25 protein-coding genes and 1 pseudogene are annotated in these 25505 nt (G+C 70.9%); 21 read left to right on the top strand and 5 right to left on the bottom strand.

Going from position 1 to position 25505, the window contains the following annotated elements; genetic code table 11:
* Window positions 1-11 precede the first annotated feature (11 nt).
* The 9 genes and pseudogenes from HG543_RS10385 (at window position 12) to HG543_RS10420 (ending at window position 8453) form a co-directional block, all read left to right on the top strand.
* Window positions 12-617, top strand: a complete 606-nt coding sequence (locus tag HG543_RS10385) for a hypothetical protein (protein ID WP_169344551.1) — start codon at window positions 12-14, stop codon at window positions 615-617.
* Window positions 617-1309 (top strand): 7-cyano-7-deazaguanine synthase QueC, encoded by a 693-nt coding sequence (gene queC / locus HG543_RS10390; RefSeq protein ID WP_169344552.1) that lies wholly within the window; start codon window positions 617-619, stop codon window positions 1307-1309. Before HG543_RS10385 ends, queC begins: the two co-directional genes overlap by 1 nt.
* Window positions 1306-1962 carry a D-alanyl-D-alanine dipeptidase gene (gene ddpX, locus HG543_RS10395; RefSeq protein WP_169344553.1) on the top strand — a complete coding sequence of 219 codons (657 nt, stop codon included), beginning with the start codon at window positions 1306-1308 and terminating at the stop codon, window positions 1960-1962. The genes queC and ddpX overlap by 4 nt, the downstream gene beginning before the upstream one ends.
* Before the next feature lie 139 nt (window positions 1963-2101).
* A pseudogene (locus HG543_RS56985) lies at window positions 2102-2392 on the top strand (carboxypeptidase-like regulatory domain-containing protein); the annotation flags it as partial.
* A gap of 275 nt (window positions 2393-2667) precedes the next feature.
* On the top strand, window positions 2668-2940 hold the full coding sequence (locus tag HG543_RS55150) for a hypothetical protein (protein ID WP_246356897.1): 273 nt from the start codon (window positions 2668-2670) through the stop codon (window positions 2938-2940).
* A gap of 153 nt (window positions 2941-3093) precedes the next feature.
* Complete coding sequence (locus HG543_RS10405) at window positions 3094-4590, top strand: YfbK domain-containing protein (protein ID WP_169344555.1); 1497 nt, start codon at window positions 3094-3096, stop codon at window positions 4588-4590.
* Between the two features lie 7 nt (window positions 4591-4597).
* A complete protein-coding gene (locus HG543_RS10410; protein ID WP_169344556.1) occupies window positions 4598-6421 on the top strand; it encodes a sensor histidine kinase in 1824 nt (607 codons plus the stop codon).
* Window positions 6418-7119, top strand: a complete 702-nt coding sequence (locus HG543_RS10415) for a response regulator transcription factor (RefSeq protein WP_169344557.1) — start codon at window positions 6418-6420, stop codon at window positions 7117-7119. Before HG543_RS10410 ends, HG543_RS10415 begins: the two co-directional genes overlap by 4 nt.
* Before the next feature lie 95 nt (window positions 7120-7214).
* Window positions 7215-8453 carry a serine/threonine-protein kinase gene (locus HG543_RS10420; RefSeq protein ID WP_169344558.1) on the top strand — a complete coding sequence of 413 codons (1239 nt, stop codon included), beginning with the start codon at window positions 7215-7217 and terminating at the stop codon, window positions 8451-8453.
* Between the two features lie 9 nt (window positions 8454-8462).
* Here HG543_RS10420 and HG543_RS10425 read toward each other — a convergent pair whose 3' ends face one another.
* Window positions 8463-9770, bottom strand: coding sequence for a hypothetical protein (locus HG543_RS10425; protein WP_169344559.1), 1308 nt, complete (start codon window positions 9768-9770; stop codon window positions 8463-8465).
* Window positions 9771-10060: 290 nt separating this feature from the next.
* Between HG543_RS10425 and HG543_RS10430 the strand changes: the two genes are divergently transcribed.
* From HG543_RS10430 to HG543_RS10450, 5 genes are all read left to right on the top strand, one after another.
* On the top strand, window positions 10061-11305 hold the full coding sequence (locus tag HG543_RS10430; protein WP_169344560.1) for an ATPase, T2SS/T4P/T4SS family: 1245 nt from the start codon (window positions 10061-10063) through the stop codon (window positions 11303-11305).
* Between the two features lie 59 nt (window positions 11306-11364).
* A complete protein-coding gene (locus HG543_RS10435) occupies window positions 11365-12450 on the top strand; it encodes an alpha/beta fold hydrolase (protein WP_169344561.1) in 1086 nt (361 codons plus the stop codon).
* A 134-nt stretch (window positions 12451-12584) separates the two neighbouring features.
* Window positions 12585-14192 (top strand): DUF1800 domain-containing protein, encoded by a 1608-nt coding sequence (locus HG543_RS10440; RefSeq protein WP_343073316.1) that lies wholly within the window; start codon window positions 12585-12587, stop codon window positions 14190-14192.
* Entirely contained in the window at window positions 14189-15439 is a 1251-nt protein-coding gene (locus HG543_RS10445; protein ID WP_169344563.1) for a DUF1501 domain-containing protein, read from the top strand. The genes HG543_RS10440 and HG543_RS10445 overlap by 4 nt, the downstream gene beginning before the upstream one ends.
* A 70-nt stretch (window positions 15440-15509) precedes the next feature.
* Window positions 15510-16319 carry an alpha/beta hydrolase gene (locus HG543_RS10450; RefSeq protein ID WP_169344564.1) on the top strand — a complete coding sequence of 270 codons (810 nt, stop codon included), beginning with the start codon at window positions 15510-15512 and terminating at the stop codon, window positions 16317-16319.
* 14 nt (window positions 16320-16333) lie between these two features.
* Here HG543_RS10450 and HG543_RS10455 read toward each other — a convergent pair whose 3' ends face one another.
* The gene (locus HG543_RS10455; protein ID WP_169344565.1) at window positions 16334-16774 is read right to left on the bottom strand and encodes a CBS domain-containing protein; all 441 of its coding nucleotides are present in this window, start codon (window positions 16772-16774) and stop codon (window positions 16334-16336) included.
* 247 nt (window positions 16775-17021) lie between these two features.
* On the opposite strand from HG543_RS10455, the gene HG543_RS10460 reads away from it, so the two are divergent.
* From HG543_RS10460 to HG543_RS10475, 4 genes are read left to right on the top strand one after another with little or no spacing between them, the layout of a single operon-like run.
* Window positions 17022-17468: an RrF2 family transcriptional regulator gene (locus HG543_RS10460; protein ID WP_169344566.1), complete on the top strand. Its 447-nt coding sequence runs from the start codon at window positions 17022-17024 to the stop codon at window positions 17466-17468.
* A complete protein-coding gene (gene cysT, locus HG543_RS10465) occupies window positions 17468-18319 on the top strand; it encodes a sulfate ABC transporter permease subunit CysT (RefSeq protein WP_169344567.1) in 852 nt (283 codons plus the stop codon). Before HG543_RS10460 ends, cysT begins: the two co-directional genes overlap by 1 nt.
* Entirely contained in the window at window positions 18316-19161 is an 846-nt protein-coding gene (cysW, locus tag HG543_RS10470) for a sulfate ABC transporter permease subunit CysW (protein ID WP_169344568.1), read from the top strand. The genes cysT and cysW overlap by 4 nt, the downstream gene beginning before the upstream one ends.
* Window positions 19158-20216, top strand: coding sequence for a sulfate/molybdate ABC transporter ATP-binding protein (locus HG543_RS10475; protein WP_169344569.1), 1059 nt, complete (start codon window positions 19158-19160; stop codon window positions 20214-20216). Before cysW ends, HG543_RS10475 begins: the two co-directional genes overlap by 4 nt.
* Before the next feature lie 5 nt (window positions 20217-20221).
* Here the strand turns inward: HG543_RS10475 and HG543_RS10480 are convergent, their stop codons facing one another.
* From HG543_RS10480 to HG543_RS10490, 3 genes are read right to left on the bottom strand one after another with little or no spacing between them, the layout of a single operon-like run.
* Entirely contained in the window at window positions 20222-20950 is a 729-nt protein-coding gene (locus HG543_RS10480; RefSeq protein ID WP_169344570.1) for a LytR/AlgR family response regulator transcription factor, read from the bottom strand.
* Window positions 20916-21977, bottom strand: coding sequence for a sensor histidine kinase (locus tag HG543_RS10485; protein ID WP_169344571.1), 1062 nt, complete (start codon window positions 21975-21977; stop codon window positions 20916-20918). The genes HG543_RS10480 and HG543_RS10485 overlap by 35 nt, the downstream gene beginning before the upstream one ends.
* Window positions 21974-23242 carry an SGNH/GDSL hydrolase family protein gene (locus tag HG543_RS10490; protein WP_169344572.1) on the bottom strand — a complete coding sequence of 423 codons (1269 nt, stop codon included), beginning with the start codon at window positions 23240-23242 and terminating at the stop codon, window positions 21974-21976. Before HG543_RS10490 ends, HG543_RS10485 begins: the two co-directional genes overlap by 4 nt.
* 262 nt (window positions 23243-23504) lie before the next feature.
* Here HG543_RS10490 and HG543_RS10495 point away from each other — a divergent pair, with 262 nt between their 5' ends.
* Genes HG543_RS10495 through sitI6 form a run of 3 tightly spaced genes read left to right on the top strand, consistent with a single transcriptional unit; the run spans window position 23505 to window position 25495 of the window.
* Window positions 23505-24029: a hypothetical protein gene (locus HG543_RS10495; protein WP_169344573.1), complete on the top strand. Its 525-nt coding sequence runs from the start codon at window positions 23505-23507 to the stop codon at window positions 24027-24029.
* Between the two features lie 13 nt (window positions 24030-24042).
* Window positions 24043-24744: a SitA6 family polymorphic toxin lipoprotein gene (sitA6, locus tag HG543_RS10500; protein WP_169344574.1), complete on the top strand. Its 702-nt coding sequence runs from the start codon at window positions 24043-24045 to the stop codon at window positions 24742-24744.
* A 28-nt stretch (window positions 24745-24772) separates the two neighbouring features.
* Window positions 24773-25495 (top strand): SitI6 family double-CXXCG motif immunity protein, encoded by a 723-nt coding sequence (gene sitI6 / locus HG543_RS10505; protein WP_169344575.1) that lies wholly within the window; start codon window positions 24773-24775, stop codon window positions 25493-25495.
* The last annotated feature ends 10 nt before the right edge of the window (window positions 25496-25505 follow it).

Raw genomic sequence — 25505 nt, forward strand, 5'->3', positions numbered from 1 at the left:
CTCCCGGGGGCATGCACCTGAAGCGACTTGCCCTCGCCGCCCTCCCCGCGGCCGCCGTGGCCGCGGCCATGGCCTGCTACTCGGACCCGGTGTACCCGGGAGACCAGGTCCTCGGAACCTTCCGTTTCGAGGCCCGGCTGGACCCCTCGAAGACGACGTGCGACGCCTCCGTGCCGGAGTTCGCGCAGGTGGACGACGCGGGCGTCTTCCGCTTCGAGGGCACCTTCTCCCGCGACACCGACGGGGGCACCGGCTACTTCACGGTGCAGAGCTACTCGCGCGACGCGGGCTACGAAGGACAGTCGGTCACCTCCACCCTCCGCGCCACCGCGCCCCGCGCCTCGTGCGGCACGGGCTGCGAGGACTCGTCGATTGAAGAGACGCTGAAGGTGATGCTCTTCAGCGACAGCCAGGCGCGCACCCTCAACCGCGACTGCCGCCAGCACGACGGTGGCATTCCCACGGGCAGCGCGCCCGGCCCCACGGAGAACGGCTACGACGTGTCGCTGGCGTGCGGCACCCTCACGGACGTCTTCCTGCCGGGCACCCGCAACTGCAATTGCCAGCCGACCACCTGCACGACAGCGTACATCGTCCAGGGAGAGCGGAGGGAGTGATGACGAAGCGCGCGGTGGTGTTGATTTCGGGCGGCCTGGACTCGACGACGTGCCTGGCCATGGCGAAGGCGAAGGGCTTCGAGCCGGTGTGTCTCGCGGTGGCCTACGGCCAGCGGCACGCGGTGGAGTTGGAGCAGGCGCGCAAGGTGGCCTCGGCCATGGGCGTGAAGGACTTCCGCATCGTCAGCATCGACCTGCGGCAGGTGGGCGGCTCGGCGCTCACCGCGGACATCGAGGTGCCCAAGGACCGGCCAGCGGACGAGATGAGCCACGGGGTTCCCGTGACGTACGTGCCGGCGCGCAACGCGCTCTTCCTCTCGCTGGCGCTGGGGCTGGCGGAGGTGGTGGGCGCCACGGACATCTACATCGGCGTCAACGCGGTGGACTACAGCGGCTACCCGGACTGCCGGCCGGAGTTCATCCGCTCGTTCGAGGCGATGGCGAACCTGGCCACGAAGGCCGGCGTGGAGGGCGCGCGCTTCACGGTGCACGCGCCGCTGTCCGGCCTGACGAAGGCGGACATCATCCGCGAGGGCGTGAAGCTCGGCGTGGACTACGGGCTGACGCACTCCTGCTACGACCCGGACCCGCAGGGCCGCGCGTGCGGGCGGTGTGACAGCTGCCTGCTGCGCAAGAAGGGCTTCGAAGAGGCCGGCGTGCCGGACCCGACGCGCTACGTGGAGCGGACATGAGCATGCGGACCTGGACGGTGGTGGCGCTGGGGCTGTGCGTGGGGGGCCCGGCGCTCGCGGAGGACGCGGGGACGCCGAAGCCGGCGCAGAAGTCCACGAACACCCAGCCGCTGGTGGAGGCGAAGGCGCTGGTGCCGGACCTCGTGGAGGATCTGCGCTACGCGACGGAGGACAACTTCCTGAAGAAGAAGGTGTACCCGGACACGGCGCGCTGCCTGCTCTTGCCGGAGTCCGCCCTGCGGCTGAAGAAGGCGGCGGAAGTGCTGCGCTCGAAGGGCTACCGGCTGAAGGTGTACGACTGCTACCGGCCGCGCGCGGTGCAGTACGAGATGTGGAAGATCATGCCGGTGCCCGGCTACGTGGCGGACCCGAAGAAGGGCTCCAACCACAACCGGGGCGGGGCGGTGGACCTGACGCTGGTGACGATGGAAGGCAAGGACGTGGAGATGCCCACGCCCTTCGACACCTTCAGCAAGGAAGCGCACCACGGCTACGAGGGTGGCACCGAGGCGTCGCGCAAGCACCGCGAAATCCTGCGCGAGGCGATGGTGGGCGCGGGCTTCACCATCAACCGCATGGAGTGGTGGCACTACGACCTGCCGGACGCGAGGAAGCGGCCCGTGCTGGACGTGCCCTTCTCCGCGCCGCAGTAGCCCCGTGGGGCGGGTTCCGTCCCGTGACGGAACCATGATGGAGAACGGAGGCTCCCGTGCTCCGGGGAGGGCGCCGCCTGGAGAACATGGTGCCACCCTGATGAATCCCGAGGTGGCCTCCGTGAAGTCCCTTTCCCGCATGTCCCTGTTCTGTGCGCTCCTGTTCGCCACCACGGCGGTAGGCGCCGAGCACTCCACGCTCATCGGCACCGTCGTCGACGGTGACAGCCAGCAGCCGCTCGCGAATGTGCAGGTGTTCGTGAACTCGCCGGAGCTGCGGGGCGAGCACGTGGGCGTGACCGATGTGTCGGGCCACTACCGCATCACCCATCTTCCGGCGGGCGTGTACGCGCTCCGGCTCGTGAAGGAGCACTACGAGCCGGACACCCGCCAGGGCATCGAGCTGCGGCGGAATCGCACGGTCCGTTACGACGTGCGGATGTCCGCCGCGTGCACGAGTGACTGCGCGACAGCTGAGGTTCTCTCCATCAGGGTGCGCTACCCGGCGCCAAGGATTGCCAAGGAGCTTCGCGAGCAGCTCGAGCACATGACCCTGGGGCGCACGCGTCTGTATCTCTCCCGCGAGCACTGCTTCATGCCCGACGACGTCGTTGCCAGGACGCCCTCGTGGATGCTCTCCCGGAGCATCATCCAGATTCCGGACGGTACGCCCCAGCTCGTCTACCGGGCCCCCTCGGCCGAAGCGTGCAGCCCGGACTTCCGCACCACGGCCCGCGAGCGGACCTCCCGCCAGCCACGACGGAGGACGCCACCGAGGAGGACCCCGGCTACGTCGTCGACATGTGCGAGGTCCACATCCCCCAGGCGCCGACCTTCGCCGCGCCTCCCAGCCCCAGGGGAGCCAACCCGAACGCGGCCCGCCTCTGGACCCTCGCGGGGGCTCCGACCTTCGAGCGGGGCCTCGTCCTGGACGGGGTGCACCAGCCCGGGTGGCGGGTGTCCCTCCCCTATGAGTGACGCCCCAGGCGCCCGAGGCCGCCCGCCCGCTGGGCAGGCATCACCCCGGACGCCGTGCCATGATGAAACCGTGATGATCGCAGCGCCTGGCTGCGGCACGCTCTCGGGCCCTCTCAAGGACGGCCGCACCTCGCTGTACGCGCTGGCTCCCAGATGAAACCCGCCTTCTCCAGAGCCCTGTGTGGCCTCCTCCTGCTCCTCTGCGCGCCCGCGCTGGCGCAGAGCGGCACCATCATCGGCACGGTCATCAACGTCGCGGACACGAAGCCCGTGGCGGACGTGCGCGTCACCGCCACCTCGCCCGCGCTGAAGACGGAGCAGGTGGCCGTCACGGATGCGCAGGGCAACTACCGCATCCCCCAGCTTCCCCCGGGCCTCTACGCGCTCCGCTTCGAGAAGGAGTCCTTCCGCCCCTACACCCGGACGGACATCCAGCTCCGGCCCGGCCGCACCATCCGCCAGCACGTGGAGCTGCTCCCCGAGTCGTACGTCCCGGGCCCCGAGGTGGCGAGGCCGCCCACCATCGACAAGGGTACGCCGCCGTGCTGCTACGACCTGGAGCGCGGCATCACGGTGCAGGGCCCGGTGAATCCGGAGGGCACCGCGCGCTCCTCCTTCCAGCCGCTGGCCCCGCTCGCGCCGCCCCTGCGCGCCGAGGCGGATGGCGTGGCCCGCTACATGCCCTACGTGGCGCCGGGGACGGGCCGCGAGCTGGCCCCCGCGTGGACGCTGCCGCACATGTCCGTCCTCCCGGATGGCGCCACCCAGTACCTCTACCGGAACTCGGATGATGCGCCCGGCACCCGCACGCACAGCCCGGCGAGCGACGGGGTGAACCCCACCATCGACACGGAGGAGGACCGCTTCTCCGTCTTCTTCGTGGCCGTGGACACCGCGCCCTACGCCATGGCGCGCGACTACCTGGAGCGCGACGTGCTGCCCGACGAGCGCACCGTCTGGGCCGAGTCCTTCATCAACGCCTTCGACTATGGCGGTACCGGCGACGTCAACGGGCCCTTCACCATCGACGTGGAGGGCTTCCCCTCGCCCAGCCGCAAGGGCTACCACGTGGTGCGCATCACGCTGAAGACGCGCGAGGCGCTCTCGGACGTGGGCGCGCAGGTGGAGTTCGACCGGCAGGCCATCGCCCGCTACCGGCTCGTGGGCTACGAGCGCGCCTCGCCCGCGCCGGAGTCGCTCGACGAGGACGATGAGCCCAAGGTCCCCATGGTCGCGGGCGCGTCCGTCACCGCCATCTACGAGGTGAAGGTGATTGGCCCTGCCATCGCCTTCGGCACGCTGCGCATCCACTACGAGCAGGGCCCCTCGGGCAGCTGGCGGCGTGTGCAGAAGCTGTTGCCCTCCAGCCTGCTGCGCTCCTCCTACGCCCGCGCCGCGCCGGCCACCCGGCTCGCGTACGTGGCCGCGGCCTTCGCGGAGAAGCTGCGCGGCTCCTTCTGGACGCGCTCGCTCGACTGGGCGCGGCTCCACTCGCTCTGGGAGGACGTGGGTGAGCCCTTTCGCAACCGCGCGGACGTGGTGACGCTGGGCGCGCTCATCCGCAAGGCGCAGGCGCTCGACACGCGCAAGGACCGCTTCGCTCCAGGGACGGCGATGGACCTCGACAACGTCCCGGACACCACGGACTAGCCGACCGATGCTCCGCCGGCTGCTGCCCACGCTCATCGCCCTCGCGCTCGGCCTCGCCGGGCTCGGCTGGGGACTGGGCTATCTCCAGCGCATCTTCGCCGCCGAGCGCGACGACGCGCAGGCCTCGCTCGACTCGCGGCGCAAGGCGCTGGAGCAGTACGCGCGCGCCTCGCTGACGCAGTCCCTGCATGACCGGCTGGAGGCGGCGCGCCCCGCGATGGAGGCCGCGTCGGTGGACCCGCTGATGCCCGCCACGGGGCTGTACCTGCGCGAGCGCGGGGAGCAGCTCCTGCCGCGCCTGGCGCAGCACGACACCGGAGACGACGCGCCCGCGCGGGAGCGCTACACGCGCCTGCGCGCTGGCACGGAGCGGGCGGACGAGGAGGAGGACCCGTGGGCGGAGCGGCTCGCGCTGGTTCGCGCGGTGGACGGGGCGCTGACGCGAGGCGACCGGCGCGCGTCCACCGTGGCGCTGATGGCGCTGCTCCAGCACCGCGCGCAGTACGTGCTCGCCTCCACGCGTGACGTGCCCGGCCTGCTGGTGGTGCTGGAGTCACTGGCCGAGCGCGGAGACCCGGTGCCACAGCTCATGCACGCGCTGGTGCGCGAGGGGCTCGCGGACGGAAGGGGCGGAAGGTTGGACGGGCTCCAGCGCCTCCTCCTGTCGCGGCGCTCGCGCTTCACGCGTGAGGACTTCACCTTCCTGCGCGAGCGCGTGGCCGCCCTGTCCACGAAGGTGGGCGCGCCGGTGACGGACTTCGAGGCGCGCGTCGGCGAGCTGGCCGCCGAGCCGCTCCCCCTGCCGCGGAAGCTGGACGGCCCCGTGCTGGTGCGCACCGGCTGGTACCTGGAGCCGCGCGGCGGCAGCCAGGTGCGCGGCGTGGCGGTGGACGCGACGGCGCTGCTGGAGTCGCTCACGCGCGAGATGCGCGAGCGCGGTCTCCTGGAGGCGGACGGGCAGGTGCGGCTCCTGGGCGACGCGGAGGTGCTGTCGCTGGACGCGCTGCCCCTGTCGGTGGAGACGCCGGAGTGGGCCCGGGCGCAGGGCGCGCTGGTGCGGCGCTACCGGCTGAAGACAGGCATGGTGGCGTTGTGCGCGGTGCTGGCGATGGGCATCGCCGCGCTGTCCTTCGTGGCGCAGCGCCGCAAGTACCGCTTCCTGGAGCTGAAGAGCGACTTCGTGGCCACCGTCTCCCACGAGCTGCGCACGCCGCTGGCCTCCATCCGCCTGTTGGCGGAGACGCTGGAGTGGCGGCTCGCAGAGGGCACGGACGCGCGCGACTACCCGGCGCGCATCGTCCGCGAGGCGGACGGACTGGGCTTCCTGGTGGAGAACCTCCTGTCCTTCAACCGCATCGACAAGGGCCGCTGGGTGCCGAAGCTGGCGCCGGTGCGGTTGGACGAGCTGGTGTCCGGACTGCGCCGCGATTTGGAAGCCTGGTCGAAGGTGCCGGTGGAGCTGGACGCCCAGGTGGACGACCGGACGTACCACGCGGACGCGCAGCTCCTGCGCCTGCTCCTGTCCAACCTCGCGCGCAATGCCTGTGCGTACAACACGCGCAGTCCGGTGCGCCTGCGCATCGAGTCGCTCCCCGACGGGAAGGTGCGCTTCTCCGACAACGGCATCGGCATCCCCCGCGAGCAGTGGGAGACCGTGTTCGAGGAGTTCGTGCGCCTGCCCGGCCAGGGGCGGGATGTTCCCGGCAGCGGCCTGGGTCTGGCACTCTGCCGCCGCATCATGCGCCTGCATGGGGGGAGCCTGCGCGTCGCCGACTCCAGCCCCGAGGGCACCACCTTCGAGCTGTCCTTTCCACCCACGGTGATGACATGACCTCCAGCATCCCCGCCGTCCTCCTCGTGGAGGACGACACCAACCTGCGGCTCGCGCTGCGCGACAACCTGGAGAACCAGGGCGGCTACGCGGTGGAGGAAGCCGCGAGCGTGCGCGACGCGCGTGCGCACCTGGCGAAGCGCTCGTTCCAGCTCATCCTGCTGGACGTCATGCTGCCGGATGGCGACGGCTACTCGCTGTGCCGCGCGCTGCGGGACGAGGGCGTGACGACGCCGGTGCTGATGCTCACCGCGCGCACGCTGGAGGACGACGTGGTGCGCGGCTTCGAGGCGGGCGCGCAGGACTACCTGGGCAAGCCCTACCGTCTGCGCGAGCTGCTGGCCCGCGTGGGCGCGCTGGTGCGCCGCTCCGGGGGCGCGCCCGTGAAGCTGGTGCGCTTCGCTGGCTACAAGCTGGACCTGGACCGGCGCAAGGTGGAGACGCCCGAGGGCGGCCAGGTGGAGCTGACGCGCACGGAGTTCGACCTGCTGGCCTTCCTGGTGCGCGAGAAGGAGCGCGTGCTGCGCCGGGACGACATCCTCGACGCGGTGTGGGGCAAGGATGTCGTCGTGGACCCGCACACCGTGGACAACTTCGTCTCCAGCCTGAAGAAGAAGCTCGGATGGAACAGCGCGTCGCGCTTCGCCATCCAGACGGTGCGCGGCGTGGGCTACCGCATGGAAATCGAAGCGCCCTGAAAACCCCAGTTCTGTCGGGGCCTTCAACGCCGGCCCTCCCCATGGGGTGGGGGGACTTGAGCAATCCAGCGGGGTGCCTGTTAATCAGGGCTTCCATGTCGGACACCCTTCGCTACGCCCCGGAAACGCTGGACGCCACGCTCCTCTCGCAGAACCCCCGGAGCGGTCCGGCGCCCGCGGCCGCCAACACCTCGCGCCGCAACACGGTGCTACCGCGCGTGGAGTGGCACGGCGAGCGGGTGGACCTCCTGCCGTCCCAGCGCGAGCGCTTCGAGGAGATGCGTCCCCTGGGCCAGGGCGGCATGGGCGAGGTGGTGCTGCTGAAGGACAACGACATCGAGCGGCTCGTCGCGCTGAAGCGGCTGCCCGAGAACGCGGACATGGACCGCGTGCTGCGCTTCGTGGAGGAGATTCGCACCGTCGGGCAGCTCGACCATCCGAACATCGTCCCGGTGCACGACGTGGGCGTGGACGAGCGAGGCCGGTACTTCTTCGTGATGAAGCACCTCCAGGGCGAGACGCTGGAGTCCATCATCACCCAGTTGCGCAAGGGAGACCGCGCCACGCATGAGCGCTTCAACTTCCGGGCGCGGGTTCAAATCTGCATCGGCGTGCTCAACGCCGTCGCGTACGCGCACCGCAAGGGCTTCATCCACCGGGACCTGAAGCCCGCCAACATCATGGTGGGGCCCTTCGGCGAGGTGACGGTGATGGACTGGGGCCTGGCCAAACAGGTGCGGCCCGCCGCGCAGCCGTCGCAGGACAGCCAGGGCGTCGCGATGCGGATGCGGCCCGTGGTGGAGTCGGCGCCCGCCTCCCCGCGCACGCAGGTGGGCTCCGTCATCGGCACGCCCCTGTACATGTCCCCGGAGCAGGCGCGCGGGGAGCAGTCGCTGGACGCGCGCAGCGACGTGTACAGCCTCTCCGTGGTGTTCCACGAGCTGCTCTTCCTGAAGCACTACCTGGAGGGCCGCGAGTCGCTCGCCCAGATTCTGGAGGGGGTGCAGTCCGTGACGCCCCCCTTCAACGCGCTCCAGTCGAATCCGCATCAGAGCCACGTGCCCGCGGAGCTGGCGTGGTTCGTCGCGCGGGGCATGCGGAAGAACCCCGCGGAGCGCTACGCCTCCGTGGAGGAGATGACGGAGGAACTCCAGTACCTGCAGGAAGGCCGCATCGCGGTGCACTGCCAGCGCACGCTGCTCAAGCGCGGCCTCCACGAGGTGCTGCGCTTCGTGGACCGGCATCCGGCGGCCGTCATCACCATCAGCACGCTGGCCACGGCGGTGATGGTGGGCTCGGTGGCCTTCACGCTGATGTCCCTGCTGGGCGGCTGAGCCAGCGCGTCACCGCCCGTGCCAGCGCTCCAGGTGGCGCGCGTGCGTGGGCAGGTACGCGCCGGGGTGGAAGTGCGTGTCGTAGAAGTCCAGGTCCAGGTGGTGGGCCTGGAGGTAGGTGAGGCAGAAGACGCTCGGGATGGTGCCGGGGAACTTGCCGAACCTGTCCAGGATGTACTGCGCGATGGTGGCCACGCACTCTCGGAACTCCGGGTCGTGGACCTTCGCGGCGCCGCGCACGCGGGGGCTCTCCTTCCACGCGCCGGGCGTGCCGGGGTTGAAGGGCCCTCCCTGGCCGAACTTGCGCTCGCAGAACGCGTCCACCGCCGCGCGCATGTCCGGGTAGTGGGGCGGGCAGTAGGCCTCGAAGACACCGGGCAGGCCGGTGGCGTTGGGCAGGGCCCAGCGCGGGTCGGTGTCGAAGCGGAAGCGCAGGCCCGGCGCGCGCGGGTCGCCGGTGGCGCCGAGAAGGGTGTGCCGGTCGATGCCGTCGAACATCCACCCGCCCAGGCCCATGGCCTGGAGCATCAGCACGCCCGCGTAGCAACTGCACGCCATCTCGGCCGTGGCCTCCGAGAGCACGTACTGCTCCACGAAGGAGAGCGGGAAGGGCGCGTCCAGGTTGACGAGGTGGCGGAAGCGCTCCAGGCCGGCGATGGGCTCGCCGTGGATGTCATTGACGAGGCCGTAGCCGTTCTGCACCGCGAAGCAGAGGACGGCGAGCATGTGCTGCGCGAGGTCCGCCACGGGGATGATGAGCGTGGAACCGGGCACGTTGGCGCACCAGGTGTTGTGGCCCTCCATGAAGGGCTCCTCGTGCGGGAACTGGATGCGGCCCGAGTCGAGCTTGCGAATGCGGCCCCGGTGGGCCTCCAGCAGCTCCTCCAGGTCGAAGCCTCCGTCCGCGTCCTTCTCCGCGAGCGCGGGCGCGTCGCGGGTGGCGAAGAAGTAGACGCCGCTGTCGTCGGTGAAGAACAGCTCGCTGGTGTGGAAGCCGGCGGCGGACGGGAAGGTGCGTCCGCCGGCCGCGCCCGCGTAGTTGGGGAAGTGGGGCGCGTAGTGCGCGTTGCGGGTGATGGCGTAGTGCCAGCCCGTGTTCCCACCGGCGGCCAGCAGCACGAGCATCTGCTCCAGCTCGCTCAGGGGCAGGGGCTCCCGCTGGGAGGTGTACGCGAGCGGGCCGTCGGGGATGGATGTGCCGCAAGCGAAGCGGCGCGCGCGGCGGCCGAGCAGGGCCTGGAGCAACGGGAAGGAGAGGACGTCCTGGAAGCCGGCGGGGAGGGGCGGGCGAGCGGAGCCGGGAGCATCGGCGGGCATGGGGACCTCGTGGCGTCCGGAAGAAGTTCGCCCGGGTGGAGGCGCGCCGCGCGCGATGTGACGGGCCCGTCCGCGCAGGCCATGCGAGCGGCGGAGCGCTCGGGATGCACCCTGCCGGAGTCTCTGCAAGAGCTTCAGCGCCATGGGGACAATCTGTCGCGCCGGTCCGCGCCGCGTCGACAATCCGGCACGGGAACGCTCCCCTCCCAGGCACCGCCGCCCGGGCGTACCCGTGACGTCTCCTTCGGCACGCACGTTGCTCCCTGGCGGCGGGTCAGGAGGAAGCTTGCATGGAACTGGGAGCCATCATCCGCCGCGCCCGGGAGCAGGGCGCCAGCGACGTCCACCTGGAGGGCGGCATGCCCATGGCCCTGCGGGTACGGGGGACGCTGCGGCTGGTCGGAGAGCCGCTGTCGCCCATGGCGCTCACCGCGCTGGCGCGCGACGTGGTGGGCGACGAGGACTGGCCCGCGTTCCTGGAGCGCTGCTCGCATGACGTGGCGCGCACGCTGGATGGGCAGCGCATCCGCATCAACGTGCTGCGGAGCGCGCGGGGCGTGGGCTTCGCCATCCGCCTGCTGGCCACCGCGCAGGCCACGCTGAAGCGGCTGAACCTGCACCCGGATTTGCGCAAGCTCATCGAGCCGACGCATGGGCTCGTGCTGGTCAGCGGGCCCACGGGCTCGGGGAAGACGTCGACGCTGGCGGCGCTGCTCCAGGAACTGAACATCTCCGAGGCACGGCACATCATCACGGTAGAGAGCCCCATCGAGTACGCGCTGGTGCCCCGGCAGTCCTTCATCCGCCAGCGCGAGGTGGGGCGGGACACGCCGTCCTTCTCGCAGGCGCTCATCGACGCGATGCGGGAGGACCCGGACGTGCTGATGGTGGGGGAGATGCGCGAGCCGGAGGTGATGCGGCTGACGATGAACGCGGCGGAGACGGGGCACCTGGTGCTCGCCACGGTGCACTCGGCCAGCGCGGGGGAGGCGCTGGCGCGGGTGGTGTCCGCCTTCCCGCCGGAGATGCAGCCGGCGGTGTGCGCGCAGCTCGCGGACTGTCTCGTGGGCGTGGTGTGCCAGCGGCTGCGCTACCGGCCGGAGGTGGGCCTGCGCGTCCCCGAGTGCGAGGTGCTCATGGGCAGCACGCCAGTGAAGAGCATCGTGAGGCAGGGGCACTTCTACAAGATTCCGTCGGCCATCGAGACGGGCGCCGCGGACGGCTGCTGGTCCTTCCCGCGCTACGCGGAGTGGCTGGCCCGGAAGACGGACTGGACGCTGCCCTCGACTCCGCCCGAGGAGGCTCCGGCCGCGCCGGTGCCGGAAGTCGCGCCCGAGCCGAGCCCCATGCCCGCGGCGCGTCCCCGGCAGGTCCCCGTCATGCGGCTGCCATCCACGCCGAAGCCCCGGCGGGGGCCGGTGGCCGCGAAGCCCGGCGGGCGACAAGCGGAGGACGGCGTCTTCGTCATCCAGGGCGAGCAGGACGACCTGGTGTCCCTCATCCGCGAGCTGGAAGGGGACGGCCCCGAGGAGTGAGGGCTTCCGCTCGGGCGTGCGCTGGTCGATTCTTGGGGGCACATCACCGGAGCCACTGGATGACGACCCCGAACCTACCCGCCCGAATCGAGTCCCTGAAGGTCCCCACGTCGCGCCTCCGCGTGCAGCACCTGCTGGCGAGCGGCGCGCCGGACGGCGTGCCGGTGGTGTTCATCCACGGCAACGTCTCCTCCAGCCGCTTCTACGAGGACACGATGGCGGCGATGCCTCCGTCGTTCCGGTGCCTCGCGCCGGACCTGCGTGGGTTTGGAGAGACGGAGCGCGCGCCCATCGATGCGACGCGCGGGGTGGGGGACTTCGCGGAGGATGTCCTCGCGCTGCTGGACGCGCTGGCCCCGCGGCTGGCGGGGAAGAAGGTGCACCTGGTGGGCTGGTCCGCGGGCGCGGGCGTGGTGATGCGCTTCGCCATGGAGCACCCGGAGCGGGTGGCCTCGGTGGTGTTCATCGCGCCGATTTCGCCGGTGGGCTTCGGAGGCACGAAGGGGGACGCGTCGGTGGCGGCGTGCTGGCCGGACTTCGCGGGCTCGGGAGGCGGCACGGTGAATCCGGAGTTCGTCCGGCGGCTCATCGCGAAGGACATGTCCGACGAGAACGATGCCTCGCCGCGCAACGTGATGAACAAGTACTACTTCAAGCCGCCCTTCCGGCTGGAGCGCTCGCGCGAGGACGTGCTGGTGGGGGAGATGCTGAAGATTTCGGTGGGGGACGACGGCTACCCGGGAGACGTGGAGCGCTCGGAGAACTGGCCGGGCGTGGCGCCGGGGCGGCGGGGGATGAACAACGCCATCTCGGGGAAGTACCTCGACCTGCGGGGCTTCGCGTCGATTCCCACGCGGCCGCCGGTGCTCTGGGTGCGCGGCGCGGAGGACCAGATTGTGTCGGACACGTCGTTGTTCGACTTCGGCTTCCTCGGGAAGCTGGGCGCGGTGCCGGGCTGGCCCGGCGAGGCGGTGTATCCGCCGCAGCCCATGGTGAGCCAGATGCGGGCGATGCTCGACGCGTACCGGAACCGAGGTGGCCAGGCGCGCGAGGAGGTGCTGCCGGGCGTCGGGCACTCGCCGCACCTGGAGGCGCCGGAGACCTTCCGTGCGTTGCTGCTGGGGTTCCTCGACTCCGTGCGCTGAGCGGCTGGGCAGGCGGGCCCGCGGTCGGAGTGATGTAACTTTCGGGGACCTTCCGGGTTCCATCCTTCGTCATGCGCCTTCTGCCCCTCTGGCCTCTGGTGGCCGTGCTGCTCTCGTGTGCGAGCCGCCCGCACGTGGCTCCGCCTGCCTTCGACGAGGCACGCGCGGTGCATGTGCTCCAGCGGCTGGCCTTCGGACCGTCGGCGAGGGACCTGGCCGAGGTGCGGAGGTTGGGCGTGGAGGGGTGGGTGGAGGCGCAGCTTGCCGGCCCGGGCGCGGCGCTGCCGCCGGAGCTGGAGGCGAAGCTCCAGGCACTGCCGACCCTGACGATGTCGATGGCGGAGCTGGCGCGCGACTATCCGCCGAAGAAGCAGCGTGAGCAGGCGCTGCTGGATGGGCGCGAACTGATGCGCCCCGCGCTCATCAACCTGGAGCAGGCGTCCGCGAAGGTGCTGCGCGCGGTGGAGAGTCCGAGCCAGTTCGAAGAGGTGCTGGTGGACTTCTGGTTCAACCACTTCAACGTGTCCGCGGAGAAGGGCGCGGTGCGGTGGATGGTGACGTCCTACGAGCGGGATGCCATCCGCCCGCATGTGTTCGGCCACTTCCGGGACCTGCTCGGGGCGACGGCGCGCCACCCGGCGATGCTCTTCTACCTGGACAACTGGCGCAGCACGCGGGACGGGATGCCACGCCTTCTTCGCCGGGCTCCTCCCGAAGCCATGGCGTCTCCGTCCGATGCGATGGGCGACGGTGCATCCGGGGACGAGGCTCGGTCCGAGGACGAAGCACCTCCCGAGGCCATGGCATCGCCAGATGGCGGCGGGGAAGCCGAGCCGAGGCCTGGCCTCAACGAGAACTACGCGCGCGAGCTGCTGGAGCTTCACACGCTGGGCGTGGACGGCGGCTACACGCAGCGGGACGTGCGCGAGGTGGCACGTGCCTTCACGGGCTGGAGCATCCGTCGGCCACGTCGCGAGCCCGAGTTCTTCTTCCGGCGCAGGGCGCATGACCCGGATGAGAAGGTGGTCCTCGGGCAGCGCATCTCCGCGGGAGGGCGGAAGGACGGCGAGCAGGTGCTGGACCTGCTGGCGCGTCACCCGGCCACCGCGCGCCACATCGCGACGAAGCTGGCGCGTCGCTTCGTCTCGGACACACCCCCACCGGCGCTGGTGGAGCGCGTGGCGAAGGCGTTCCTCGACTCGGACGGGGACCTGCGCACGGTGTACCGCGCGCTCTTCCAGTCACCGGAGTTCTGGGCAGCCGAGGCGCGCGGTACCAAGGTGAAGACCCCCTTCGAGTTCGTGGTGTCCGCGCTGCGAGCCACGGGAGCGGAGGTGACGGTGCGCCCCAGGTTGGTGCAGTCCCTGGCGAAGATGGGCGAGCCGCTCTATCGCGCTCCCGCGCCCACGGGCTTCCCGGAGGTCTCGGCGCCGTGGGTGAACAGCGGCTCGCTGGTGGCACGGCTCAACTTCAGCCTGGAGCTGGTCTCCGGACGCCTGCCGGGAACCCGTGTGTCGTTGGAGTCTCTGGCCAGGCCCGAGACGCAGTCAGCGGAAGGCTGGGTGGATGCGCTCGGAAGGGCGCTGCTGGGCGCACCGCCGTCGCAAGAAACGCGAGCCACCATCCTCGCGGCGTTGTCGAAGCGTGCCGAGGCCGCCAGCGCCGAGGACGAGCCGGGACCCGTGGACATTTCCCTCATCGCGGGGCTGCTGCTCGGCTCGCCGGAGTTCCAGAAACAATGAGCGCGTCCCTCTCCCGTCGCGGCCTGCTGCGCGCCCTCGGCCTCTCGGGCGCGGGCCTCGTCCTCGCGCCCGGCTTCCTGGGCCGTGCGCTGGCCGCCAGTCCCACGACGCCCGCGCGCCGTGCGCTGGTCACAATCTTCCTCCGTGGTGGAGTGGACGGACTCTCCCTCGTTCCTCCGGTGGAGGACGCGGCCTACCACCGCGCGCGGCCCACGCTGGCGCTGAAGCCATCGGGAAGCGGCTCGGATGCCGCGCTGAAGCTGGACGACCGCTTCGGCCTGCACCCGCGCTTGGAGCCGCTGCTGCCACTGTGGAGAGAGGGCCAGCTCGCCATCCTGCACGGAGTCGGCCTACCCACGCCGGTGCGCTCGCACTTCGACGCGCAGGACTTCGTGGAGTCGGGAACACCGGGCCGCAAGTCCACGCCGGACGGCTGGCTCAACCGCGCGCTGGAGGACGAGGAAGACGGAGCGGCGCTGCGAGCCGTCGCGCTGCAGCCCACGTTGCCCCGTGCCTTGTTCGGGAGCGCGGGAGCGCTGGCCATGGGACGTCTGGAGGAGTTCCGCCTCCGGGGAGGCCGCCGGGGCGAGGAAGCCACCACGGGCTTCAGCGCGCTCTATGCGGGAGCAGTGGACGAAGCGCTGCGCACGACGGGGCAGGGCGCCTTCGACGCACTGTCCCGCCTGGACGCGGAGCGCCTGTCCCGGCTGCCTTCCAGCTCGGTCGTGGAGTACCCGAAGGGCCCCCTGGCTCAGCGGCTCCGGGACATCGCGAAGCTCCTGAAGGGCGACGTGGGGCTGGAAGTCGCGGCCACGGAGCTGGGCGGCTGGGACACGCACGCGGCGCAGGGAGCGGCAACGGGCGTCTTCGCCAACCGGTGCCGCGAGCTGGCGAGCGCCCTGTCCGCCTTCGCCGAGGACCTCGGCCCGAGACTGGAGCACGTGACGGTGGTGGTGCTCACGGAGTTCGGCCGCACGGTGCGCGAGAACGGCAGCCGGGGCACGGACCACGGCGTGGGCAGCGCCATGCTGGTGCTGGGCGGCGGCGTGCGGGGAGGGAAGGTCCACGGCCGCTTCGGCTCACTGGAGCCAGCGCACCTCCAAGACGGGCGCGACGTGCCCTCATGGACCGACGTGCGCGCCCCGCTGGCGGAAGTCCTGCGCGCCTGCCGGCCCGGCGTGGACCTGGCGAAGGTCTTCCCCGGCTTCACCCCGCCCGCACCGTCAGGCCTGTTCGCTCCGACCTAGAGAGCGCGCTCTCCGAGGCGGCACGGACTCATGCCGCACCGCGTGCCCGGATGAGGCAGACTGGGCCCTCATGGCTCGGCTCCGGCGCATGCTCATCCTCCTCGTCTCCACCTTCGTTGGCGTCTACCTCCTGCTGTGTGGGACCGCCTTCGCGCTGCAGCGGTCGATGATCTACCCGGCGCCCAAGGCCTCCATCCCGCTCAAGGAGAACCAGGGCTTCAGCCGCCTGCCGCTGGAGGGCGACCTGTTCGTGGACGTGCTCCACCTGCCCGCGCCCGAGGGCGCCCCGACGGTGGTGCACTTCCATGGCAATGGCGAGCAGCTCCTGGGCCAGCTGGAGTACGGCCAGCGGCTGCGCGAGTGGGGCCTCGGGTTCTTCGCCGTCGAGTACCCCGGCTATGGCGCCTCGCCCGGCAGCCCCACGGAAGACGGCATCTACGCCGCCGCCGAGGCGGGCCTGAAGCTGCTGCGCTCCAAGGGCGTGCCAGCGGAGCGCATGGTGCTCAGTGGCCGCAGCCTCGGCACCGGCGTGGCGGTGGAGATGGCGCGGCGGGGGTACGGCAGCCGGCTGATGCTCGTGTCGCCCTACACGTCCATCGTGGACATCGCGAGCCTGGCCTTCCCGTTCCTCCCCGCGACGCTCCTCGTCCGGGACCGCTTCGACACCGTGTCCAAGGCGCCCGGAGTCAACCTGCCGGTGCTCATCATCCACGGAGAGCGGGACACGCTCATCCCGGTGGACATGGGCCGCCGGCTCGGCACGCGCTTCCCGAAGGCCACGGTGGAGACGGTGCCGGGCGCCGGGCACAACGATGTCCTCGAGCGCCCCGGCAGCACGCGGGTGGACCGCATGGCCGCCTTCGCGCTCGGCGGGCCCTGAGCGGCCGGGCCCCGTCAGTGGACCTGTGACGGCGTGCTGCTCGACCAGGAGACCTCGCGCACCAGCTCGGCCGCCTCGTCCGGGGGCAGGTGCCGGGCGAGGTCCGCCTGGGACACCATGCCGCAGACGGTGCCGTCGTCGTCCAACACAATCATGCGGCGCACCTGGTTCTCCTCCATCAACTCCATGCAGTCCTCCAGCGGGGTGTCCTTGAACACCGTCGCCGCGGAGTGCGTCATCGCGTCTTCCACGTGAAGCGCGTACGGGTCCTTCCCCTGCGCGATGATGCGGCAGGTGATGTCGCGGTCGGTGATGACGCCCAGCGGCTTGTTGTCGATGTCGACGACGGGCAGCGCGCCGCAGTCGCCTTCCACCATCCACCGGGCCGCCTGCTGGAGGCTCGTGTCGGGCATGCAGGTGATGGGGTTCCCGCTCATGATTTTCTCGACGTTCATTGGCGTCCTCCGGGGGCAAGAGAGCGTTGTCTTCTGAAGGTGGGGTGCGGTCACCCGCCGCGACAGGGAATGGCTCCGGGACTTCGCCGCTCGGGCCTCCCGGCGCGCACGGACGCGGAGGCCAGCCCGGATGCCTGGAGGTCGGAAGGCCCGTCCCCGGAATTTCCCGTGAGCACGCACTCCCGGAGCGGACTCCGAAGGCCGTGTAGACCCGATTCCCGATAAAGTTGATAGAATCGGTAGAGATATGAAGCTCTCGCAAAAAACGAAGTACGCGCTACGGGCGCTCCAGGTGCTGGCTCGCGAGCGGGAGCCGGTGCGGATAGCGACGCTGGCCGAGCGGGAGGACATTCCGCGCAAGTTCCTGGAGCACATCCTCCTGGAGCTGAACAACCACGGCATCCTGAGCAGCAGGCGGGGCAGGGGCGGTGGCTACCAGCTTCGCAAGCAGCCGGAGGACGTGTGCCTGGGAGACGTGGTGCGCCTGTTCGACGGGCCCCTCGCGCCGACGTCGTGCTCGAGCGAGCGGGCCTTCCGGGCGTGCGATGACTGCAAGGACCCGGACGGCTGCGCCCTGCGCGGAGTGATGCGCGAGGTGCGAGACGCCACCGCGCGCATCCTGGACAACCTGAGCCTCGCGGACCTCAACCAGCGGGCCGACGCCGTCGCGCGGCTCACGCCGGGGGGCCGGTGATGCAGGCGGCGCTGCGCTCCGTGCCCCTGGTGCGGCGAGGCGGCGTGCTGCCCGGGTACGGGCTGGCGCTGGGCTTCACGGTGCTCTACCTCGGCCTGCTGGTGCTCCTGCCGCTGGGCGCGCTGGTGTTGAAGGCGTCCACGCTGTCGTGGGAGGGCTTCGTGGCGGCGGTGACGGGGCCCCGGGCGTTGGCGGCGTACCGGCTGTCCTTCGGCGCGTCGCTGGTGGGCGCGGTGGTCAACGCGGTCTTCGGCCCGGTGGTGGCGTGGGTGCTGGCGCGCTACGACTTCCCGGGCAAGGCGGTGCTGGACGCGCTGGTGGACCTGCCCTTCGCGCTGCCCACGTCGGTGGCGGGCATCGCGCTGACGGCGGTGTACTCGCAGAATGGCTGGCTCGGGCAGCACCTGACGAAGTGGGGCATCCAGGTGGCCTTCGCGCCGGCGGGCGTGGCCATGGCGCTGACCTTCGTGGGGCTGCCCTTCGTGGTGCGCTCGGTGCAGCCGGTGTTGGAGGACCTGGACCCGCGCCTGGAGGAGGCGGCGGCGGTGCTGGGCGCGGGCCGGCTGCGCACGGTGGCGTGGGTGGTGCTGCCGGCGCTCTTCCCCGCGCTGCTCACCGGCTTCGCGCTCTCCTTCGCGCGGGCGCTGGGCGAGTACGGCTCGGTGGTCTTCATCTCCGGCAACATGCCGCTGCGCACCGAAATCGTGCCGCTGCTCATCGTCACCCGGCTGGAGCAGTACGACTACGCGGGGGCCACGGCCATCGGCGTGGTGATGCTGGGCGCGTCCTTCATGCTGCTGCTCGCCATCAATGCGCTGCAGGCGTGGGCGCTGCGCGGGAGGAAGCGATGAGCGGCGCCGCCATGTCCCGCGCGTCGCCCGCGCTGCGCGAGCCCCTCTGGGTGCGCGTGCTGCTCATCGGCGTGGCGGTGGGCTTCCTCGGGCTGCTCGTCGTCGTGCCGCTGGGCCTCGTCTTCCACGAGGCCCTGTCCCGGGGAATCGGCCCCTGGCTGGACGCGGTGCGGGACGAGGAGACGCTGTCGGCCATCCGGCTGACGCTCCTGACGGCGTGCATCTCCGTGACGGCCAACGCCGTCTTCGGCGTGACGGCGGCGTGGCTCATCGCCCGGTACGACTTCGTGGGGCGGGGCGTGCTGAGCACGCTCATCGACCTGCCCTTCAGCGTGTCGCCGGTGCTCTCCGGGCTCATCTTCGTGCTGCTGTTCGGCCGGCAGGGGCTCTTGGGGCCATGGCTGGACGCGCACGACGTGAAGGTCATCTTCGCGGTGCCGGGCGTGGTGCTGGCCACCACCTTCGTCACCTTCCCCTTCGTGGCGAAGGAGCTGCTGCCGCTGATGCAGGCGCAGGGCAGCCACGAGGAGGAGGCCGCGCTGACGCTGGGAGCCAACGGCTGGCAGGTGTTCCTCGGGGTGACGCTGCCCCGGGTGAAGTGGGGGTTGCTGTACGGCATCATCCTCTGCAACGCGCGGGCAATGGGTGAGTTCGGCGCGGTGTCGGTGGTGAGCGGCCACGTGCGCGGCCTGACGAACACGGTGCCGCTGCACGTGGAGATTCTCTACAACGAGTACAACTACGTCGGCGCCTTCGCGGTGGCCTCGCTCCTCTCCTTGCTGGCGCTCGTCACGCTGGGGGTGAAGAAGGTCGCGGAGCGTCGGCAGGGTGGACGGCCATGAGCGTCACCGTGGAGCACCTCACCAAGCGCTTCGCCGGGGGCAGCCACCCCGCGGCGGAGGACGTGTCCTTCCACGCGCCGGCAGGGGCGGTGACGGCGCTGCTGGGCCCGTCGGGCTCCGGCAAGACGACGGTGCTGCGCGCCATCGCCGGGCTGGAGGAGGCGGACGCGGGGCGCGTGCGCATCGGCGGCGAGGACTGCACGCGGGTGCCGCCGCAGCGGCGCGAGGTGGGCTTCGTCTTCCAGGGGTACGCGCTCTTCGAGCACCTGACGGTGCGGGGCAACGTGGGCTTCGGCCTACGCGTGCGCGGCGTGGCCCGGAAGGAGCGCGACGCGCGGGTGGACGAGCTGCTGGAGTTGGTGCAGCTCCAGGGCTACGGCGAGCGCTATCCGTCGCAGCTGTCGGGCGGGCAGCGGCAGCGGGTGGCCTTCGCGCGGGCGCTGGCGACGCGGCCCCGGGTGCTGCTGTTGGACGAGCCCTTCGCAGCGCTGGACACGCGGGTGCGCGTGGAGCTGCGGGCATGGCTGCGCGAGCTGCACGAGCGGACGCACGTCACCACGTTGCTGGTGACGCACGACCAGGAGGAGGCGCTGGAGCTGTCGCAGCAGGTGGTGGTGATGCACGAGGGGCGGGTGCGGCAGGTGGGCACGCCCCTGGACGTGTATGACCGGCCGGCGACGCCCTTCGTCGCGTCCTTCATCGGCAACGCGAACGTGCTGCGAGGCCGGGTGGAGGGCGGGCGCGCGGCGCTCGGGGGCTTGAGCCTGGAGGCCCCGGGTGGGGCGCCGGATGGCGCGCGGGTGCATGCCTTCGTGCGGCCGCACGAGGTGCGCATCGCCCGGGCGGTGGAGGAGCCGGCCGGGGTGCACGCCGTCATCGCGGCGCTGACGCGGGTGGGCGATCTGGTGAAGCTGAGCCTCCAGCTCGCCAGCCGCGACACGCTGATGGTGCACATGGCCCACACGGAGCTGGAGGCATTGGGCCTGTCCCAGGGCGAGCGCGTCTCGGTGGGCATCCGCAACGCGCGCCTCTTCGTGGAGGAGCACGCGGGCTGAGCGCTTCAGCCCAGCCGCTCGCGCAGGCGCGAGGCGAAGCGGCGGCTCATGGCCAGGGGCTCGCCGAGCCCGCGCAGCCGCAGCAGGTACGTGTCATTGGGCTGGCGCTCCAGCGTCTCCACGTGCTCCAGGTTGACGAGGGTGGAGCGGTGGATGCGCAGGAAGTGGCGCGCGGGGAGGCGGCCCTCCCAACTGCGCAGCGACTCGTTCACCAGGTACTCGCGACCGCCGGGCGCCACCAGCCGCGAGTAGTCGTCCTCGGCGCGCAGGCAGAGGATGTCGCTCACGCGCACCAGCTCCGCGCGGCCGCGCTCCTCCACCAGCACGCGGTCCTCCAGCGTCAGTACGCGCTGGTCCTCCGGACGCTCCGCCGCCAGCGTGGACCGTACCCGCTCCAGCGTGCGCGCGAGCCGTCGGGGCGATACCGGCTTGAGGAGGTAGTCCAGCGCGTTGACCTCGAAGGCGCGCACCGCGTGGTGCTCGTACGCGGTGACGAAGACGACGGCGGTGTCGTCTCCGGCCTCTTCCAGCAGGTCGAAGCCGGACTCGTCCACGAGCTGCACGTCCAGGAACACCACGTCCGGGCGCAGCCGCCGCAGGAGCGCCGAGGCCGAGGCCACGCCGTCCGCCTCGCCCACGACCTCCACGTTGGGGTCGGCGGCCAGCAGCCGGCGCAGCTCCAGGCGCGCCAGCCGCTCGTCATCCACCAGCAGCGCGCAGATGCGGTCCGCCATGGTCCTCCTCGATGCTCAGCCGCGCGATGACCTGTCCCTCCTCCTCCACGAGCTGGAAGTCGTGCCGTCCGGAGAAGAGGGACTCCAGCCGCTCGCGGACATTGCGCAGGCCGATGCCCGTGGACGCGCCCGCGCGGGCCTGGAGGCTGCCCGTGTTCGCCACCTCGACCCGCAGGCGTTCACCGTCCCGCCAGGCCCGCACGTGGATGCGCAGCGTGTGGCCCGCGCGCAGACCGTGCTTCACCGCGTTCTCCACCAAAGGCTGGAGCGTGAAGGCGGGGAGGGTGGCGCGGGCGGCCTCCGGAGCCAGCTCCACCCGGACGTCGAGCCGCTCCTCGAAGCGCACCTTCTCCAGCGCGAGGTAGTTCTCCACCATCTCCAGCTCCTCGCCCAGGGACGCGAGGCTGCGGTCCGGTCCGCCCAGCGCCGCGCGCAGCAGTTCCGACAACTGCGTCACCATGGTCTGCGCCTTCGTGGCGTCCTCGCCGATGGTGGCGCGGATGGAGTTGAGCGCGTTGAAGAGGAAGTGCGGGTTGAGCTGGTGACGCAGGGCCTGCAGCCGCGCCTCGTGCGCGAGGGCGCGAGCCTCCAGCCGCTGGCGCTCCTGCTCCTGCCGCTCCTGCCAGGCCTTCACCGCGAAGTACGCGGCGCTCCAAGCGGCGAGGACGATGCCGAAGTTGAGCACCTCGCGGGGCAGGTAGCTCCAGTCCGGCACGCGCGAGGGGAAGAGGGGCATGGAGGCCGCCCAGAGCAGCAGTGACCACACCGCGCCCAGCACGGAGACGGTGCCGAGCACTCCCGCCACGGCCAGCCCGAGATGCGGGCGCCGCCGCCGGAGGAGGCGACACACGCGGTGCAGCACGAGGCTCAGCCCGAAGCCCAGGCCCATGCGCAGGGCCTTGTAGGCGAGGTACAGGTGGCGCTGGCGCGCGGGCATGTCCGCCAACACGAGCGCATAGGTGAGCCAGGTGGCCGCGCCGTAGCCCAGCCAGCCCGCGACGTTGAGGCGCCAGAACAAGGGACTCAACGCGCGGGCTCCAGCCGCCATGAGCCGAAAGCGCGGTCGAGCGACTTCGGCTCCTCGTACGCGGCCGTCCCCACCAGCTTGCCGTCGGGGGTCATCACCGCCTCGAAGCGGACCTCTCCCGGGGCGCCCTCGATGTACGGCGTGGTGAAGCGCAGGATGCCTGACGGTGAGCGCTCGGCCTCCACGTCGAAAGGGCCCTCTTTGCTGCCGTCGGTGAAGGTGACGCGAAGCTCGCCCTCGTAGTCGTCTCCATCGGAGGAAAGCTCCAGGTGCATCTTCGCGGGGGCGCGGCCCCACTCCTCGGGGTAGAGGCGGAGCTCGCCACTCCAGGTGCCGGGGAGCGCCTCCCAGCGCATGGTTGCGCCGGTGGGCAGCGTGGGCAGTGTGCGCGGAGGCGGGGCCTTGACGAGGTTCGCCCCCTGGGTGCGCAGCGTCTCGACGGCCTGCCACGCGGCCCGCTGGAGGACGCGCGCCGTGGGCTCGGGGATGGAGATGAGGGTGGTTTCGTCGCCCACCGGCTTGCCGTCCGGCGTGGGGACTCCGCGCACGGTGGCGGTCAGTCCTTCTGGAGAGCGGCCGAAGAGCGTCGCGTAGAGGGTGCACGCGGCGAGGTAGGTGCCGGCTGGGGCGGGGTGGCTGCCGTCATCGACATAGAGGGGGATGTCCGGGTGCTGCTCGCGCACCTGCTGCCATGCGAGTCCCATGGGAGCGACGGTGGCGCCGAGCTCGCGGCCGAGGCCGAGGATGGCGTGGTTGAGCCGGACCTGCGCCTCGGGAGCATGGCGCCGGGACCACGTGAGGGCGAGGACGGGGCGCGCGCCGCGGCGCAGGACCTCGGAGTGGAAGCGGCGTGCGTATGGGAAGTAGATGCGCTCGGGGTCGTTGATTTCGTGGCGGCCGTCCACGATGAGCGTGCCCAGCGTGCTCTGTTCCTGGAGGACGACGTGGTTCCAGCCTCCTTCACCGAGGGCGTCCACGGCGTCGTCGTCATCCCAGTGGTTCTTCAGCCGCGCGCCGCCCACCGTCACCATGCGGGTCTCCACGCGCTCGGAGGGGGACGCGGAGGCGGCGAGCGCTTCGAGCACGTGCGGCAGGTTGTTGTAGTAGGTGTAGCTGTTGCCGATGAACAGCACGCGCGTGGCCCGTGGCCCCGCGGGCGCGTCCGTGCGCGATTTGCACGAGGTCAGGCACGCCGCCCAACCGAGCACGAGCGCGAGGAGCCAGGCGCGATGGCCGCTGTGTCGCGCTCGATGAGGTCCGGACATGATGACCATCGTAGCCGGGGACATGTGGCGGATGCCCGGTACCCCCGCGCGGTGCATGTTCATGGACGCCTGGCCTCACCTCGGGTGAACAGTGTCACGGGGGGTACGCGCATGCTTCACCTCGCCTTCCGGAGCGTGGAGGGTGAAGGTGCCGTCCTTCGCGGCGGGGCTCAACGGTGGTTCCGCGAGCGGTGGCGTCCGTCGGTGAGCGGCGGTCGGCGGGGACCCTGGGAGCGCGGGGGTGATACAGAGTGTCTCGGCCATGAAGACCCTGCTTCGCTTCTTCCCCGTGCTGGTCTGCGTCGCGGTGTTCGTGCTGGGCATCGTGCTGTGGAGGCGGACGGGGGAGCCCCCGCCGCCGCCAGCGGTACCTGTCTCTCCGGTGCATGACGACTCGGAGCGCGCGCAGCGGTCGCCGCTGTTCTCGCCGGATGGCCGGTACGTGGCGAAGGTGGAGATCCTGGAGGGGCCGTGTCCGGAGAAGTTCGGCCAGTGCTGGGTGGTGAGCTTCCACACGCCGGAAGGAGAGGAGCTCTTCCGCGACCGGGAGGGCTTCCCTCTGCCATGGAACGTCTACTGGGCGTGGGACGCGCGAGGGCGCTTCTGGCTCTACAACACGGATGATGGAGCGGAGTACATCTGGACGCGGCAGGGGACGCGCTGGATGCGCGAGCTGGCGCCGTTCCTGCCCTACGAGGCATGCATGAAGACGGCGACGCCGGACCCGCGCTGTCCTCCGCCGGTGCTGGCGGACGTGGTCTACAAGCACCTGAAGCCGAGGGAGTAGGCTCCGCGGCTCCATGGCACGAGTCCTCCCATCGTTGTGGCTGCTGCTCGCTGTGTTGATGTCCGCGTGTGGTGCCAGCACTCCCGCACTGCGTGCGTGGGAAGAGGCGGACAGCGCTGTCTCGTGCGAGCACGAGGACGCGGACCAGTGCGTCGCCATCGCGTGTGACGGCGAACTCTGCGGCATCTTCGACTGTGAGGACGTGGTGGCGGAGGCGGTGGCGCTCGTGCCTCGGACGCCCCAGGTCGAGCTGGCGCAGATGTACCGGGCGCCCTGGCGTCCTCCGGCGTTCCGCAATTGGCGGAGCATGGGCATCCGCCCGGACGCCCGGCCTCGGATGACGTTCCACTTCCGTTACCGGCAGGGCTTTCTTCCCGCGCTCCGCCAGGAGCCGGGCAAGCGGGTCAAGCATCACCTGTTTCCGCAGCAGGACTACCTCGCGCGCTGGTTCAAGGACCGGGGCGTGGACATCCACCAGTTCACGATGCTCATCCCCGAGCACATCCATCGTGAAATCCACAGTGGCACCGGTCGCGGTGGCAGATGGAATCAGGCTTGGCGAGAGTACTGGCTGGCCAATCGTAAACGCGAAGTGACGCCCGTGGAGCTTCACCGTAAAGCCGTCGAGCTCATCTTCCGCTTCGAACTGACGGGACCGGTCATGCCGTACAACACCCGTGTGGATTCATTCGGCCCGAGCATTCAGGCTCCTTGAGCCTCGGCTGGGCACATAGGACGCAATCGTGAGGCTCTACGTCATCGAAGAGGACACGTCACCGCCCTATACGGGGGACATGGATGGGACACACAAGTGGGGGCTACCAGGAAGGGAGCCGTGTCCGACGTGTGGCGCCGGCGGTGGCATCGGCGGGTTGAGTTATCCCTGCGTGGACCTGTCCGCGCTGCCTCCAGATGATCTCAAGAAGTTGACCGACTCATGGCCAGTACCTCGGCCCGAGTTCAATCGACTGCGCGAGCTGGTCCGCCCCTTTGCCCCTCCAGAAGCTCGGCTCGTATCTGGCGTGCAGTTCGGTCCCCTGTCCTGCAAGGGCTCGGGCAACTTCGGCCAGTTGTTGGCGTTCTACTCCACGGAACTCCTGGTCCGTGTCGAGGCACTGGCGCAACTCCGGGGGGCCGGACTGCGCGGTCTGGAGCAGGCCTGCCCCGTCCAGCTGCGCTTCCGCGGGAAGAACCCTCCAGAGTTTCTGGAGGTCCAGCTCGAGCTGCACGGGACGCCTCACCGGGACTGTGTGTCGCCGAAGAGCAAACCCCCATGCCCCACGTGTGGCTACGAGGACATCCGGTACCTCCCCACCCTCATCCTCGATGCCGCCTCCCTGCCAGGTCACCTCGACGTGTTCCGGCTCAGCAGTCACCTGGACATCATCGCCACCGAGCGCTTCGTGGACACGGTGAACCGGCTCGGTATGGGCGGCGTGAAGTTCCGCGAGCTGGAGTCCCGCTGAGCGCCCATTC

The sequence above is a fragment of the Pyxidicoccus fallax genome, from assembly GCF_012933655.1.
GTDB lineage: Bacteria > Myxococcota > Myxococcia > Myxococcales > Myxococcaceae > Myxococcus > Myxococcus fallax.

Coding starts and splice junctions, on each gene's coding strand:
- HG543_RS10385 (WP_169344551.1), top strand. CDS start 12: ATGCACCTGAAGCGACTTGCCCTCGCCGCCCTCCCCGCGGCCGCCGTG.
- queC (WP_169344552.1), top strand. CDS start 617: ATGACGAAGCGCGCGGTGGTGTTGATTTCGGGCGGCCTGGACTCGACG.
- ddpX (WP_169344553.1), top strand. CDS start 1,306: ATGAGCATGCGGACCTGGACGGTGGTGGCGCTGGGGCTGTGCGTGGGG.
- HG543_RS10405 (WP_169344555.1), top strand. CDS start 3,094: ATGAAACCCGCCTTCTCCAGAGCCCTGTGTGGCCTCCTCCTGCTCCTC.
- HG543_RS10410 (WP_169344556.1), top strand. CDS start 4,598: ATGCTCCGCCGGCTGCTGCCCACGCTCATCGCCCTCGCGCTCGGCCTC.
- HG543_RS10415 (WP_169344557.1), top strand. CDS start 6,418: ATGACCTCCAGCATCCCCGCCGTCCTCCTCGTGGAGGACGACACCAAC.
- HG543_RS10420 (WP_169344558.1), top strand. CDS start 7,215: ATGTCGGACACCCTTCGCTACGCCCCGGAAACGCTGGACGCCACGCTC.
- HG543_RS10425 (WP_169344559.1), bottom strand. CDS start 9,770: ATGCCCGCCGATGCTCCCGGCTCCGCTCGCCCGCCCCTCCCCGCCGGC.
- HG543_RS10430 (WP_169344560.1), top strand. CDS start 10,061: ATGGAACTGGGAGCCATCATCCGCCGCGCCCGGGAGCAGGGCGCCAGC.
- HG543_RS10435 (WP_169344561.1), top strand. CDS start 11,365: ATGACGACCCCGAACCTACCCGCCCGAATCGAGTCCCTGAAGGTCCCC.
- HG543_RS10445 (WP_169344563.1), top strand. CDS start 14,189: ATGAGCGCGTCCCTCTCCCGTCGCGGCCTGCTGCGCGCCCTCGGCCTC.
- HG543_RS10450 (WP_169344564.1), top strand. CDS start 15,510: ATGGCTCGGCTCCGGCGCATGCTCATCCTCCTCGTCTCCACCTTCGTT.
- HG543_RS10455 (WP_169344565.1), bottom strand. CDS start 16,774: ATGAACGTCGAGAAAATCATGAGCGGGAACCCCATCACCTGCATGCCC.
- HG543_RS10460 (WP_169344566.1), top strand. CDS start 17,022: ATGAAGCTCTCGCAAAAAACGAAGTACGCGCTACGGGCGCTCCAGGTG.
- cysT (WP_169344567.1), top strand. CDS start 17,468: ATGCAGGCGGCGCTGCGCTCCGTGCCCCTGGTGCGGCGAGGCGGCGTG.
- cysW (WP_169344568.1), top strand. CDS start 18,316: ATGAGCGGCGCCGCCATGTCCCGCGCGTCGCCCGCGCTGCGCGAGCCC.
- HG543_RS10475 (WP_169344569.1), top strand. CDS start 19,158: ATGAGCGTCACCGTGGAGCACCTCACCAAGCGCTTCGCCGGGGGCAGC.
- HG543_RS10480 (WP_169344570.1), bottom strand. CDS start 20,950: ATGGCGGACCGCATCTGCGCGCTGCTGGTGGATGACGAGCGGCTGGCG.
- HG543_RS10490 (WP_169344572.1), bottom strand. CDS start 23,242: ATGTCCGGACCTCATCGAGCGCGACACAGCGGCCATCGCGCCTGGCTC.
- HG543_RS10495 (WP_169344573.1), top strand. CDS start 23,505: ATGAAGACCCTGCTTCGCTTCTTCCCCGTGCTGGTCTGCGTCGCGGTG.
- sitA6 (WP_169344574.1), top strand. CDS start 24,043: ATGGCACGAGTCCTCCCATCGTTGTGGCTGCTGCTCGCTGTGTTGATG.